Origin of the sequence: Pseudomonas sp., assembly GCF_030147005.1 — a bacterium.
GTDB lineage: Bacteria > Pseudomonadota > Gammaproteobacteria > Pseudomonadales > Pseudomonadaceae > Aquipseudomonas.
In genome coordinates this window covers 1-13,092 of sequence record NZ_JASLAW010000120.1, presented here as the reverse complement: position 1 = coordinate 13,092, position 13,092 = coordinate 1, and the positions used below count along the sequence as shown (strand labels likewise).

Annotated in this window: 11 protein-coding genes and 1 pseudogene; 2 read left to right on the top strand and 10 right to left on the bottom strand. The window is 61.0% G+C overall.

Translation table 11 applies throughout. The features are described from left to right. Positions 1 to 138: 138 nt before the first annotated feature. The 5 genes from Q1V60_RS10760 to Q1V60_RS10740 all read right to left on the bottom strand — a co-directional run bounded on the left by Q1V60_RS10760 (position 139) and on the right by Q1V60_RS10740 (position 3,880). Entirely contained in the window at positions 139 to 942 is an 804-nt protein-coding gene (locus Q1V60_RS10760; protein ID WP_300630115.1) for an OmpA family protein, read from the bottom strand. Further along, complete coding sequence (locus Q1V60_RS10755) at positions 939 to 1,301, bottom strand: DUF4398 domain-containing protein (protein WP_300630114.1); 363 nt, start codon at positions 1,299 to 1,301, stop codon at positions 939 to 941. Before Q1V60_RS10755 ends, Q1V60_RS10760 begins: the two co-directional genes overlap by 4 nt. Positions 1,302 to 1,310: 9 nt before the next feature. Next, positions 1,311 to 2,126 carry a transporter substrate-binding domain-containing protein gene (locus Q1V60_RS10750; RefSeq protein ID WP_300630112.1) on the bottom strand — a complete coding sequence of 272 codons (816 nt, stop codon included), beginning with the start codon at positions 2,124 to 2,126 and terminating at the stop codon, positions 1,311 to 1,313. 72 nt (positions 2,127 to 2,198) lie between these two features. Continuing rightward, positions 2,199 to 3,128: an FAD-binding protein gene (locus Q1V60_RS10745; protein ID WP_300630111.1), complete on the bottom strand. Its 930-nt coding sequence runs from the start codon at positions 3,126 to 3,128 to the stop codon at positions 2,199 to 2,201. Between the two features lie 2 nt (positions 3,129 to 3,130). Continuing rightward, positions 3,131 to 3,880 (bottom strand): electron transfer flavoprotein subunit beta/FixA family protein, encoded by a 750-nt coding sequence (locus Q1V60_RS10740; protein ID WP_300630109.1) that lies wholly within the window; start codon positions 3,878 to 3,880, stop codon positions 3,131 to 3,133. A gap of 503 nt (positions 3,881 to 4,383) precedes the next feature. On the opposite strand from Q1V60_RS10740, the gene Q1V60_RS10735 reads away from it, so the two are divergent. After that, positions 4,384 to 6,048: an electron transfer flavoprotein-ubiquinone oxidoreductase gene (locus Q1V60_RS10735; RefSeq protein WP_300630108.1), complete on the top strand. Its 1,665-nt coding sequence runs from the start codon at positions 4,384 to 4,386 to the stop codon at positions 6,046 to 6,048. 948 nt (positions 6,049 to 6,996) lie between these two features. Here the strand turns inward: Q1V60_RS10735 and Q1V60_RS10730 are convergent. Beyond that, the gene (locus Q1V60_RS10730) at positions 6,997 to 7,890 is read right to left on the bottom strand and encodes an AraC family transcriptional regulator (RefSeq protein ID WP_300630107.1); all 894 of its coding nucleotides are present in this window, start codon (positions 7,888 to 7,890) and stop codon (positions 6,997 to 6,999) included. A 181-nt stretch (positions 7,891 to 8,071) separates the two neighbouring features. Here Q1V60_RS10730 and Q1V60_RS10725 point away from each other — a divergent pair, with 181 nt between their 5' ends. Then, complete coding sequence (locus Q1V60_RS10725) at positions 8,072 to 9,124, top strand: NAD(P)-dependent alcohol dehydrogenase (protein ID WP_300630105.1); 1,053 nt, start codon at positions 8,072 to 8,074, stop codon at positions 9,122 to 9,124. Here the strand turns inward: Q1V60_RS10725 and Q1V60_RS10720 are convergent, their stop codons facing one another. The 4 genes and pseudogenes from Q1V60_RS10720 to Q1V60_RS10705 form a co-directional block, all read right to left on the bottom strand. Further along, a complete protein-coding gene (locus Q1V60_RS10720; protein WP_300630103.1) occupies positions 9,125 to 9,928 on the bottom strand; it encodes an IclR family transcriptional regulator in 804 nt (267 codons plus the stop codon). 106 nt (positions 9,929 to 10,034) lie between these two features. Then, positions 10,035 to 11,000 (bottom strand): L-arabinose ABC transporter permease AraH, encoded by a 966-nt coding sequence (araH, locus tag Q1V60_RS10715; RefSeq protein ID WP_300630101.1) that lies wholly within the window; start codon positions 10,998 to 11,000, stop codon positions 10,035 to 10,037. A gap of 19 nt (positions 11,001 to 11,019) precedes the next feature. Then, complete coding sequence (araG, locus tag Q1V60_RS10710) at positions 11,020 to 12,519, bottom strand: L-arabinose ABC transporter ATP-binding protein AraG (protein ID WP_300630100.1); 1,500 nt, start codon at positions 12,517 to 12,519, stop codon at positions 11,020 to 11,022. Beyond that, positions 12,516 to 13,092 (bottom strand): annotated as a pseudogene (locus Q1V60_RS10705) (arabinose ABC transporter substrate-binding protein); the annotation flags it as partial. The pseudogene Q1V60_RS10705 and the gene araG, both read right to left, overlap by 4 nt.

The window sequence follows — 13,092 nt, the reverse complement described above, 5'->3', positions numbered from 1 at the left end:
GGCCGCGAAGCGACCCCAGAAAATGGGACTGCTGCGCAGTCCAGCGGGAGCAAGCTCCCTCGCCACGGTAAAGCGCTCCTCCTTAACTGACTGGCATTAGGGCTTGCCCCCTCCCACATGTTGATCTGAACCTGGCGCTTAGCGCGCAGCGCCCAGTTGGCCTTTTTCGTCGGAGAACACGATTTCCACACGACGGTTCTGCGCGCGGCCACGTTCGGAAGCGTTGGCCTCCACCGGGTATTTATCGCCATACCCCTCGACCTGAATGCGTTTTTCGTCGATCCCAAGGTCGATCAGCAAATCTGCTACCGATTGAGCGCGGTCATGGGACAGGTTCAGGTTGTCGCGTTCGCCGCCGGTGTCATCGGTGTAGCCCTCGATACGCACCTTGCGCTTGGGGTTCAGTTGCAGGAACTGCACGATTTTGAACACCGTGCGGTTGGCCGAGTTCTGCAGCTCTGCTTCGCCGGTATCGAACAGTACGTCACCCAAAGTCATCACCAGGCCACGGTCGGTCTGGGTGGTCAGGCTGGCGATTTGCTGTTCGACCCACTTGCCTTGCTGCTGCACGCTGGCCAGCTTGCTCTCACGCAACGCCAGTTGCAGGCGCTGGCGCTCCAATTCGAGTTTGGCAAGGCGCTCGGCGTTAAGGCCTTGCTCGGCGTGCTCACGGGCGATGGCACTGTAGCGTTGGCTCAGGTAGGCGTAATGCGCTACATCGGCGCCGCTGCCCCAGTAGCTGGACAAACGATCGGCACGCGCCAGGGACTCTCCGGCGCGGATCACATCCTTTGGCGCGAAACGCAATACATTGGCGTCTTCCTTGACCAACTGGAAGTCGCCACCGGCCTGTTGCAATGCCTGCTCGCTGTCCGGCTGGCTGGCGCAGCCGCCCAGGGCCGCGCCGCTGAGCAGTAATACAACACTCAAACCACGGATCATTGGGCTTCTCCCAACCGCAATTGCTTGCGCAGACGGGCGATGCGGGTGTTGACCACGTTCAATTGTTCCTGGCTCTTGCCAGTCAGCACTTTGGCCTCGGCCAGACGCGCATCCAATTCAGCCTGTTCGGCACGCATGCGCGCGTGTTTATAGGACTGGTCGGCCATGTTGGACTGGGCTCTGGCAAATTTGTCTTCGGCCAGTTTCAGCTCGGGCGATTCATCGGTATTGGCGCCGACCGCGTTGGCTTGCTCCAGGGCTTGCTGGGTCAGGCGCATTTGTTCAGTCGGCGCAGGATCGGTTGCACATCCCGCCAGCGCGACAACGGCCAGAGCCGCGAAAAGAGGTCGAAGAGTCACTGAAAATCCCTACTTTGTTGGGGTGCCGACGGGTTGTTGCAATTGCGCCTTCCAGCGCTCGATATTGCGCTGCAACGCGGTTTCCGCCACACCGGACGCGGGCAATTCTGTCATCTTTTTAGCCAGCTGTCCGCGCAGCCACGGATCATTGCAGGCCGAGTTGTGGGAAATCGCCAGGTACAGGCCAGGCTGGTCGATGGGTATTTCGCGCGCGACCAAGTCATTGTTCATGCCCAGGGTCTGGGCCATGGCCATGCCGGAATAGCGACTGGCGAGCACATAATCCACCTCCCCCAGCAACAGCTTCTGAAACGCCGGCGTCAGGCTGGGCAGACGCTGCAGGGTCAGTTGCTGGCCGGCAAAGGTTTCGAACCCGGCACTCAAGCGTGCGCGCTCCGAAGTGGCGCCCTTGTGGCCATGCAAGTCGGCAGCGGTGCTGTAGACCAGGGGCGAGTCCTTGCGCGTCCAGACCAGATAATCGATCTGCATCAAGGCCGGGTGTATGTAGTCCAGGGTTTCCAGCTCGCCGACATTCAAGGGCGCATCGGCGAGGATATCCATGCGTCCGCTGCGCACTTCGTCCAGGGCCAGAGCGCGCTTGCCGCCGTAAAGCAGCTCGATTTTCACGCCCAGGTCCTTGGCCACCTGGTGCAACACATCGGCGGTGGCGCCGATCAGGTGAGTCGGGTCCTGCGGGTCGCGCCACAGCAACGGCGGTGCATCCGGGCTGCCGGTGATCACCAGGCGCTCGCATTTGCCGGCCGCCAGCGACAAGGCCGGCAGCAGCGTAAGGCCCAGCAGCAGGATCAAAGGACGCAATGGCATGGCGAGGTGCTCCCACAAGTCAAAAAAAAGCCCGGTCACAAGACCGGGCTCTTTATAAGTGAAGCGACTGGATTAGACCAGCTTCTCCAACTCGGGGATGGCTTCGAACAAGTCCGCCACCAGGCCATAATCAGCCACCTGGAAGATCGGTGCTTCTTCATCCTTGTTGATCGCAACGATCACCTTGGAGTCTTTCATACCGGCCAAGTGCTGGATCGCGCCGGAGATACCGACGGCGATGTACAGCTGTGGCGCAACGATCTTGCCGGTCTGGCCGACCTGCATGTCGTTGGGTACGAAACCTGCGTCGACGGCCGCGCGCGAGGCGCCAACCGCTGCGCCCAGCTTGTCGGCCAGGGCGTACAGGTGCTTGAAGTTGTCACCGTTCTGCATGCCACGCCCGCCGGAAACCACGATCTTGGCAGCGGTCAGCTCCGGGCGGTCGGACTTGGCCAGCTCTTCGCCAACAAAGCTGGACGTGCCAGCGTCGTGGGCGGCAGCAACGGCTTCAACAGCAGCCGAACCCCCTTCAGCGGCAACCGGGTCGAAACCGGTGGCGCGTACGGTGATGACCTTGACCGCAGCGTTGGACTGTACGGTAGCAATGGCGTTACCGGCGTAGATCGGGCGCTTGAAGGTATCGGCGCTTTCAACCGAGATGATCTCGGAGATCTGGTCAACGTCCAGCTGCGCGGCAACGCGTGGCAGGATGTTTTTGCCGTTGGAGGTAGCGGCCGCCAGGATGTGGCTGTAGCCGGCGCCAAGCTCGGCTACCAGCGGAGCAACGTTTTCCGGCAGCTGATGTGCATAGGCGGCACTGTCAGCGTTCAGGACTTTGCTCACGCCTGCGATTTTGGCAGCGGCTTCAGCCACCACGCCAGCGCCCTGGCCTGCGACCAGTACGTGGATGTCGCCACCGATTTTAACGGCGGCGGCCACGGTGTTCAGGGTAGCCGGAGCCAGCACCTTGTTATCGTGTTCGGCGATTACGAGGATAGTCATGATCAGATCACCTTCGCTTCGTTTTTCAGTTTCTCGACCAGTTCAGCCACCGACTTGACCTTGATGCCCGCGCTGCGTGCAGCCGGCGCTTCAACCTTGACGGTCTTGTTGGTGGAGGCGGTGGAAACGCCCAAAGCGTCCGGAGTCAGCACTTCAAGAGGCTTCTTCTTGGCTTTCATGATGTTTGGCAGAGACGCGTAGCGCGGCTCGTTCAAACGCAGGTCGGTGGTGACGATAGCCGGCAGTTTCAGGGAAACCGTCTGCGCGCCGCCGTCGATTTCACGGGTCACTTCAACCTTGTCGCCGCTCACTTCCACTTTGGAAGCGAAGGTGCCCTGGCCGTAACCGGTCAGTGCAGCCAGCATCTGGCCGGTCTGGTTGTTGTCGCTGTCGATGGCTTGTTTGCCAAGGATCACCAACTGAGGCTGCTCCTTGTCGACAACGGCCTTGAGCAACTTGGCCACGGCCAGGGAGGTCAGCTCTTCAGCGGACTCGACGAGGATGGCGCGGTCGGCACCCAGTGCCAGCGCGGTACGCAACTGCTCCTGGGCGGTGGTCGGGCCGATGGAAACCACGACGATCTCAGTCGCCACGCCTTTCTCTTTCAGGCGTACGGCTTCTTCCACGGCGATTTCACAGAATGGGTTCATCGACATCTTGACGTTAGCAAGGTCGACGCCGGAATTGTCCGCCTTGACGCGAACTTTCACGTTGTAATCGACAACGCGTTTGACAGCTACAAGAACCTTCATGGATTCCTCGTTACTCTCCGGTGAAAAGAAAGTCGCCTAGGCGAACCTGGCGGTTGATGCTCATCGGCACACAAGGGCACCTCCAAAAACGTCGGCGGATGACTCAGCGATGGGGAAGTGACGACCGTTCGTCAGGGGTGACTGAGAAGTCATTCTTTATCGCAGCGTGTAAACTGCGCGCCATCGCGAGGCGCGCGTCACCTGTCTTGCCTTTGGACGTACTCTTGAAACCTGCAGTCTGCCTACGGTCAGCGCAAAACCGACCGTATATTGACCGGAACACCTATTCTGGTCAATACGGCAAAATGGTCAGTCATAAGCCGCGTTGCTTTGATTTACCTAGCCTGCGGGCAATTCAAACAAACGTTTGTATTGGACGCTGCCAGTGGTGTAGATATAATGCGCCACCTAGAGAGAAAGGTGGATCTTGCCGGTGCGGGAAGACATCACCGAACCTCCACATTAGAAAAAAAGCCTGTTGAGCCTTGAGTAGGAGATAGCCTGTGGAACGCGAATACATGGAATTCGACGTGGTCATCGTCGGCGCCGGCCCCGCTGGCCTGTCCGCCGCCTGCCGACTGAAGCAGAAGGCCGCCGAAGCCGGTAAGGAAATCAGCGTCTGCGTGGTCGAGAAAGGCTCTGAAGTGGGCGCGCATATCCTCTCCGGTGCCGTGTTCGAACCGCGCGCGCTGAACGAGCTGTTCCCGGACTGGAAAGCCCTCGGCGCCCCGCTCAACACCCCCGTGGTGCGCGATGACATCTATGTACTGCGTAGCCCCGAAGCCTCCACCAAGGTGCCTGACTTCTTTGTGCCCAAGACCATGCACAACGAAGGCAACTACATCATCTCCCTGGGTAACCTGTGCCGCTGGCTTGCTCAGCAGGCCGAGAACCTGGGTGTGGAAGTCTACCCAGGCTTCGCCGCCCAGGAGGCGCTGTTCGACGAGAACGGAGTGGTCCGCGGGATCATCACCGGCGACCTCGGCGTCGACCGTGAGGGCAAGCCGAAAGAAGGCGTCTACACCCCTGGCATGGAACTGCGCGGCAAATACACGCTGTTCGCCGAAGGTTGCCGTGGGCATATCGGCAAGCAACTGATCAAGCGCTTCAACCTGGACAGCGACGCCGACACCCAGCATTACGGCATCGGCCTCAAGGAAATCTGGGAAATCGACCCCGCCAAGCATCAACCGGGTCTGGTGGTGCACACCGCCGGCTGGCCGCTGGATATCATGGGCAACGAAAACACCGGTGGCTCGTTCCTTTATCACCTGGAAAACAACCAGGTGGTCGTGGGCCTGATCGTCGACCTGTCCTACAGCAACACTTTCCTGTCGCCGTTCGACGAATTCCAGCGTCTCAAGCATCACCCGGTGCTGGCCCAATACCTCGAAGGCGGCAAGCGCGTCAGCTACGGTGCCCGCGCCTTGGCCAAGGGCGGTATCAATTCGCTGCCGAAGATGGTGTTCAAGGGCGGCGCGTTGATCGGTTGCGACCTGGGCACCATGAACGTGGCCAAAATCAAAGGCAGCCACACCGCGATGAAGTCCGGCATGCTCGCGGCCGACGCTGTGGCCGAGCGCCTGTTGGCAGAGTCCGAAGGTGGCGACGAGTTGACCAATTACGTTGAGGGCTTCAAAGCCAGCTGGCTCTACGAAGAGCTGTTCGCCAGCCGTAACTTCGGCGCGGCGATGCACAAGTTCGGTCCGATCCTCGGTGCGGGTTTCAACTGGTTCGACCAGAACATCCTCGGCGGCAAGATGCCGTTCACCCTGCACGACACCAAGCCGGACTACGCCTGCCTCAAGCTGGCCAAAGACAGCCAGAAGATCGACTACCCCAAACCCGACGGCAAGCTGAGCTTCGACAAGCTGAGCTCGGTGTTCATTTCCGGTACCAACCACGAAGAAGAACAGCCGTGCCACTTGAAGCTGAAGGACCCGAGCATCCCGATCGGCACCAACCTGCCCCTCTACGATGAACCGGCGCAGCGCTATTGCCCGGCCGGCGTATATGAAGTTATTACCAAGGAAGACGGCGAGAAACGCTTCCAGATCAACGCCCAGAACTGCGTGCACTGCAAGACCTGTGACATCAAGGACCCTTCGCAGAACATCACCTGGGTGACACCGGAAGGTGCGGGTGGGCCGACTTACCCGAATATGTAAGCCAACTGCCTGCCCCAAAAAGGCTCCCGGATCGGGAGCCTTTTTTTATGGTCGACACAAATCGAATATGGGAGCTGGCTTGCCTGCAATAGCTATCAACACAACGTCGGGGTGCGACACCGAACCCGTGGCGAGGGAGCTTGCTCCCGTGACGGCAGCGCAGTCGACGCCTAGCCAACGGACGCCCCGCGATCCAAATGTGTGAGCTGGCTTGCCTGCAATAGCTATCAACACAACGTCGGGGTGCGACACCGACCCCGTGGCGAGGGAGCTTGCTCCCGTGACGGCAGCGCAGTCGACGCCTAGCCAACGGACGCCCCGCGATCCAAATGTGTGAGCTGGCTTGCCTGCGATAGCTATCAACACAACGTCGGGGTGCGACACTGAACCTGTGGCGAGTAAGCTTGCTCCCGTGACGGCAGCGCAGTCGACGCCTAGCCAACGGACGCCCCGCGATCCAAGTGTGTGAGCTGGCTTGCCTGCGATAGCTATCAACACAACATTGGGGTGCGACACCGACCCCGTGGCGAGGGAGCTTGCTCCCGTGACGGCAGGGCAGTCGACGCCTTGCCAACGGACGCCCGCGATCCAAATGTGGGAGCTGGCTTGCCTGCGAAGGCGGCCTGACTGCCACCAGGGTGCTGGATTGATCCGAGTACATAGCCGTTGTTCAGTTAACGGCCACTCGATGCACCACCTCGGTGTATTCGTTACACCGAGGTGATGCATCGCAGGCAAGCCCGCACACATTTGGATCGAGGAGCATCAGTCAGAGAGATATAGGCTACCCGACAGCCACGGGAGCAAGCTCCCTCGCCACAGGTTTCACCGCCGCCCGTAGATGTGTAAATACCATGCTGCGATAGCTGCGGGTCAGCTGCATCAGCCACCTGATAGACCACACCGCAGGCGAGCCAGCTCCACTTGACCGGGTTGAATCAATGAGATTTACGCCACCCGCTCTTCACCAGGGTTACGCAAAAAGTAGCGTTTATATTCGCGACTGAACTGCGACGTACTCTGATACCCCACGCTATGCGCCGCCTGCGCCACGCCCATGCCGTCAACCAGCAGCAACTGCTGCGCCTTCAATAACCGCAAGCGCTTGAGATACTGCACCGGCGACAACAACGTGCAGCGCTTGAAGTGTTCGTGAAAGGTCGACGCACTCATGTGCGCAAAACCGGCCAGCGTCTCGATATTCAGCGGTTCGGCGAAATGCGCGTGAAGGTGGTTCAGCGAGGTCGCGATTCGTGAAAACTGCCCTTGCTGTTCCACCAATGCGCGCAACACATCAGCCTGTGGGCCGCGTAACGCGGTGAACAGTAATTCGCGCACCCGCGCCGGGCCCATGATCCGGCTTTCCAGCGGATCGTGCAGGCACTGCAACAGCCGTTCGACGCACCCGCGCATGGCGTCATCGAGCACCACCGAACTCATCGACGCCAGGGTCTGCGCAGCCGGCGATGGCCCGGCCTGCATGCCCATGGCCATCACCAACTCACCCAGCACCACCCGATCAATGCCCACGGTCACGCCCAACAACGGCGCGCCGGGGGCCATGGCGAAGGTCTCGCATTCAAACGGTACGGGCATCGCCTGGATCAGATAATGCCCGGCGCCGTACTCCAGCGTACGCGGGCCCAGATAGGCGACCTTGCTCCCCTGGGCCACGAACATCAGGCTCGGCTCGTAGATCTGCGGCCCGCGCGCCACGTCGCAACTGGCGCGCAACACTTTTACACCGGGCAGATGAGTCGGGGAGAAACCGTCACGGGACGCAAGCCCTTCAATCAAGGAAACCAGCGTGGCATTGGCGTCGAGATGGCGGGTCAACAACATGGCAAAAAACTTCGCGAAAAAGGGATGAGAACATCATCGCAGGTCTGGCAGCGGATGCATCCAAACACTGGGCACTCCCGGACGAATAGGCATGAGACTCGGAGCAATCGCCATGGCCGCCCGCTCGCTCGGCACGCAGAATGATCCACCTCACTTTTCATTGTTTTGCGAGGTTTACCCCATGTACACCGCCATCGGTTACGCCGCCCAGTCGGCCACCACTCCCCTCGCCCCCATGTCGTTTGAACGCCGCAGCCCGCGCGCCGATGACGTGGCCATCGAGATTCTCTACTGCGGCGTGTGCCACTCCGATATCCACCAGGCGCGCAACGAATGGGGCATCGCCGTTTACCCGCTGATGCCCGGTCACGAAATCGTCGGTAAAGTCACCGCCGTCGGCGCCAGCGTCACCGCGCACAAGGTGGGCGATCTGGTCGGTGTGGGCTGCATGGTCGACTCATGCCGCCATTGCGAAGCCTGCCAGTCGGACCTCGAGCAATACTGCCTCGAAGGCCCGACCATGACCTACGCCACCCCGGACCGCGTGGACGGCAGCAACACCATGGGCGGTTACTCCGACAGCATCGTGGTCAGCGAGCACTTTGTGGTGAAGATCCCGGCCAAGCTCGACCTGGCCAGCGCCGCGCCGATTCTCTGCGCGGGCATCACCACCTACTCGCCGCTCAAGCACTATGGCGTAAAGGCTGGCGACAAGGTCGGGATTCTCGGCATGGGCGGCCTGGGCCATATGGGTATCAAGTTCGCCAAGGCCATGGGCGCCGAAGTGACGCTGTTCACCCGCTCGGCGAGCAAAGCCGAAGAAGGTCGTCGCCAGGGCGCCGACCACGTGATCGTGTCCACCGATGCCGAGCAGATGAAAGCCGCCGCCGGGCATTTCGACTTCCTGCTCGACACCATCCCGGTGCAGCACGACGTGAACCCCTACCTCGATGTACTGCGCTTTGACGGCGTGCATATCCTGGTCGGCCTGATCGAGCCGGTGGACCCGCCCGTCAATGCCGCCAAGTTGGTATTGGGCCGTAAAGTGCTGGCCGGTTCGCTGATCGGCGGCATTGCCGAAACCCAGGAAGTCCTGGATTTCTGCGCCGAGCATGGCATCACCTGCGACATCGAGATGCTCGACATCCGCCAGATCAACGAGGCTTACACGCGCATGATCGCCGGTGATGTGAAATATCGCTTCGTCATCGACATGGCGACCCTGAAGGCCTGATCAGGCCTTCGCGCCCAGCTGCGCCGAGAGCCGAGCCGCGACCTGTTTGATTACGGGGATCAGCTCGGCCATTTTCTCCAGCGGCATGTAGGGCACGGTACTGGCGATGCTGATGCCGGCGACGATTCGCCGGCTGGCATCGCGCACCGGTGCCGCGACGCAACGAATCGACGGTTCGTTGTCTTCCAGATCGAACGCATAACCGCCCACCACGTATTCATGCATGCGCTGCTCGAACTGTGCCCAGGACTGCTCGGGGTGCTGCGGCCATTGCAGGTTTTTGCCGCCCGCCGGCAGGCTGGCTTCGTACAGGCGCTGCCACTCCTGCACGCTGTCATCAAGCATCAGCGCCTTGCCGATGCCGGTGCGCGCCAACGGCATGCGATGGCCCACGCGTGAGCGCATTTCCGGTCCATTGCGGCCGGGGTTCTTGTGCAGGTAGAGCACCTCGTCGTACTCGCGAATCGCCAAGTGGATGGTGTCGCCGGTGAGGGCCGACAACTCGTCCAGGTAAGGCACCGCGAGGTTGACCAACGGCAACTCTTCGCGCGCCTGGAACCCCAATTCGATCAGCTTCGGCCCCAGCAGGTAACCCACTTGCGGCACCACGCGCAGGTAGCGCTCCTCCACCAGGCAACTGGCCAGGCGGTGCGTGGTGCTGCGGGTGGTGCCGATGCGCCTGGCAATCTCCTTGAGATCCCGCGCGCCCGCCGCCACCGCTTGCACCACGCCCAGGCCGCGCAGCAGGGTCTGGGTGCCGGTTGGGGCGGTGTCTTTGACGGGGGTGAGGGCGTTTTCCAGCATATCGGGCCTTTTGAGAAGTACGAAAACGGCGCCATTATGGCAAACCCTGAATCTCAGCACAGCGCAGATCCAAATGTGGATTTTCAGTGTTCTTTAGAGCATGCCTTTAGCGTTGCTTCATGCGGTCGATGATCACCGCCAGCAGCAGGATCGAACCACGAATCACGTACTGATAAAACGTGTCGATGTTCTTCAGGTTCATCGCGTTCTCAATGATCGCCAGAATCAACACCCCGGCAATCACGTGGCGAATCATGCCAATCCCGCCGCTCAACGACACCCCGCCCAGCACGCACGCCGAGATCACCGTCAGCTCGAAACCCTGGCCGATCATCGGCTGGCCCGACGTCATGCGCGAGGCCAGGATCACTCCGGCCAGTGCGCCGATCAGGCCGTGCACGGCAAAGATGATGATCTTGGTGCGATCAACGTTCACCCCGGCCAGCAGCGCCGCTTCCTGGTTGCCGCCAATCGCCATGGTGTTGCGCCCATAGGTGGTGTAGTTGAGCAGCCAGCCAAAGAACACAAAGCACAACACGGTAATAATGATCGGCACCGGCACGCCCATCAGCTGGCCGTTACCGAACACGAAGAAGCGCTCATCCATCACCCCCACCGCCTTGCCGTTGGAGAAGATGTAGGCCAGGCCACGCACGATTTGCATGGTCGCCAATGTCGCGATCAGTGCGTTGATGCGCAGCTTGGCGATGACGATGCCGTTGATCAGGCCTACCACCAGGCCCATGGCCAGGGCTGCCGACACGCCGAGCGCCACGCTGTCGGTGTCGCGGATCACGATCCCCGCCACCACGCCAGCGCAGGCGATCACCGAGCCCACCGACAAGTCGAAGTGCCCCGACGCGAGGCAGAACAGCATGGTGCATGCGGCAATGCCCACCGTTGAGATCGCCAGGCCCAGCCCGCGCATGTTCAGCGGCGAGAGGAAGTTATCGATAAACAGCGCGCTGAGCACAAAGATGCCCAGTGCCGCCAACAGCATCACCCAGTCATCCAGGAATTTGCGTTGGTTGAAACCCGGCCAGAAGCCTTTTGCAGTTTTTACCTGAGACATACCCGTGCCCTCGAATTCTTCAAGCCCGCGTACGCGGGAGTGCCAGTTGCAACAGCCGTGCTTCATCCGCCTGTTCGCGGGGCAGTTCGCCGGTGAGGGTGCCTTCGCTCATCACCAGGATGCGGTCGGAAATGCCCATCACTTCCATCAGGTCGCTGGACACCACGATCACGGCAACGCCCTGCGCCGCGAGGTTGTGAATGATCTGATAGATCTCCGACTTGGCGCCGATGTCGATACCGCGAGTGGGCTCATCCAGCAGCAGCACCTTCATCGGCATCGACAGCCAGCGACCCAGAATGGCTTTCTGTTGGTTGCCGCCGGACAGGTACATGATCTTCTGTTCAGCGTTCGGCGTTTTCACTCTGAGCGCTTTGATCTGGGTGTCGGCGTTACCCTTCTCCCAGCGATCGCGCAACAGCCAGCCAAATGCCGCATGGGCGCCACGCGCACTGATGTTGATGTTCTCGGCAACGCTGGCGAGCGGGAGGATGCCCTCCTTTTTGCGGTCTTCGGGGCACAACAGCACACCGCCGGCGATGGCATCGCGCGGCGAGCGCAGGTGCAGGTTTTCTCCGCAGAGTTGCAAGTGCCCCGCCGTTTTGCGTTCAAGGCCGCTGAGCAGGCGCAGCAGCTCGGTACGCCCTGCGCCGACTAAACCGAACAGGCCGAGAATTTCGCCTTTATGCACGTGAAAACTCAGCGGCTCGCGCAAGCCGGGGCCCAGCAGCCCGTCGACCTCAAGCGCCACGTCGCCCCGTTCACGCGGCCGGTAATCGTAGATGTCCTGGATATCGCGGCCGACCATGCAGGTCACCAACTGGTCGTGGGTCAGCGTCGCCATGTCGTCGAAGGTGCGCACAAAGCGGCCATCCTTGAATACCGTCACCGCGTCGCAGATGCGGAACACTTCTTCCATGCGGTGCGACACGTAGAGCACCACTTTGCCCTCATCGCGCAGGCGCGTGATGATCGCCATCAAACGCTCGATTTCACGGGCGGACAAACTGCTCGTCGGCTCGTCGAAGGCGATCACATGGGCGCCACGGGACAGCGCCTTGGCGATTTCCACCAATTGGCGCTGGCCCAGGGACAGGCGCCCGAGCTTTTCCTGGGGGTCGATTTCATCGGCCAGGCCTTTGAGGCACGCCAGGGCTTGCTGGCGCAGCAAGCCCCGGTTGACCACGCCGAAACGCGACGGTAAATGCCCGAGGAACAGGTTTTCGGCGACGGTCATTTCCGGCACCAGGTGCAACTCCTGGTGGATCACCGCGACGCCGCTGGCGATGCTGTCGGCGGCGCTCTTGAAAGCCATGGTCTGTTCGCCGATCTGCAGCGTGCCACTGTTGGGGATGTAAGCGCCGCCGAGGATTTTCAGCAGCGTCGACTTGCCCGCGCCGTTCTCCCCCATCAGCGCATGCACCGAGTGCGGCCGCGCTTCAAAGCTGATCTGCGCCAGGGCTTTCACACCGGGAAACTCTTTGCCGATACCGTTGAAACGCAAGGCCGCGCCGGTCATTTCCACAGGCCGATTTTGGTCAGTTCTTCCTGGAAGTTGGCGCGGGTGATCAGGGTCACTTCGTCCATGGCAGTGTATTTTGCCGGCTCCTTGCCGGTGGTGACCCACTCATACATCGCCAGCGCGGTGTTGTAGCCCTCGATATGCGGGCTGGGCAGCATCGAGCCGAAGAAACCGCTGTCGGCTTTCTTCAATTCGCCGATGGCGTCGGTGCCATTGATGCCAATGCCAATCACGTTGGCGGCCTTGAAGCCGGCGCTTTCGGTAGCGCGTACGCCGCCCAGCACGGTGTTGTCGTTCATGCCGCCGATGATCGGGTTTTTCGCGCCGCTGGGCAGTTTGACCAGCGCCGAGTTGGTGGCGTCCATGCTGCCTGGCACGTCGAGGGTTTTAAGCGCGGCGGTGAGGATGTGGTCCTTGGGGATGCCGGCCTCTTCCAGGGATTTGATCGAGCCGTCGGTGCGTTTCTTGCCGGTGTCGAGTTCATTGAAGGTGTTGATCACCGCATAGGTGTCCTTCCAGTCCCAGCCGCGTTTTTTCGCTTCGGCGGCCATGGCGGCGCCCTGCTTCTGG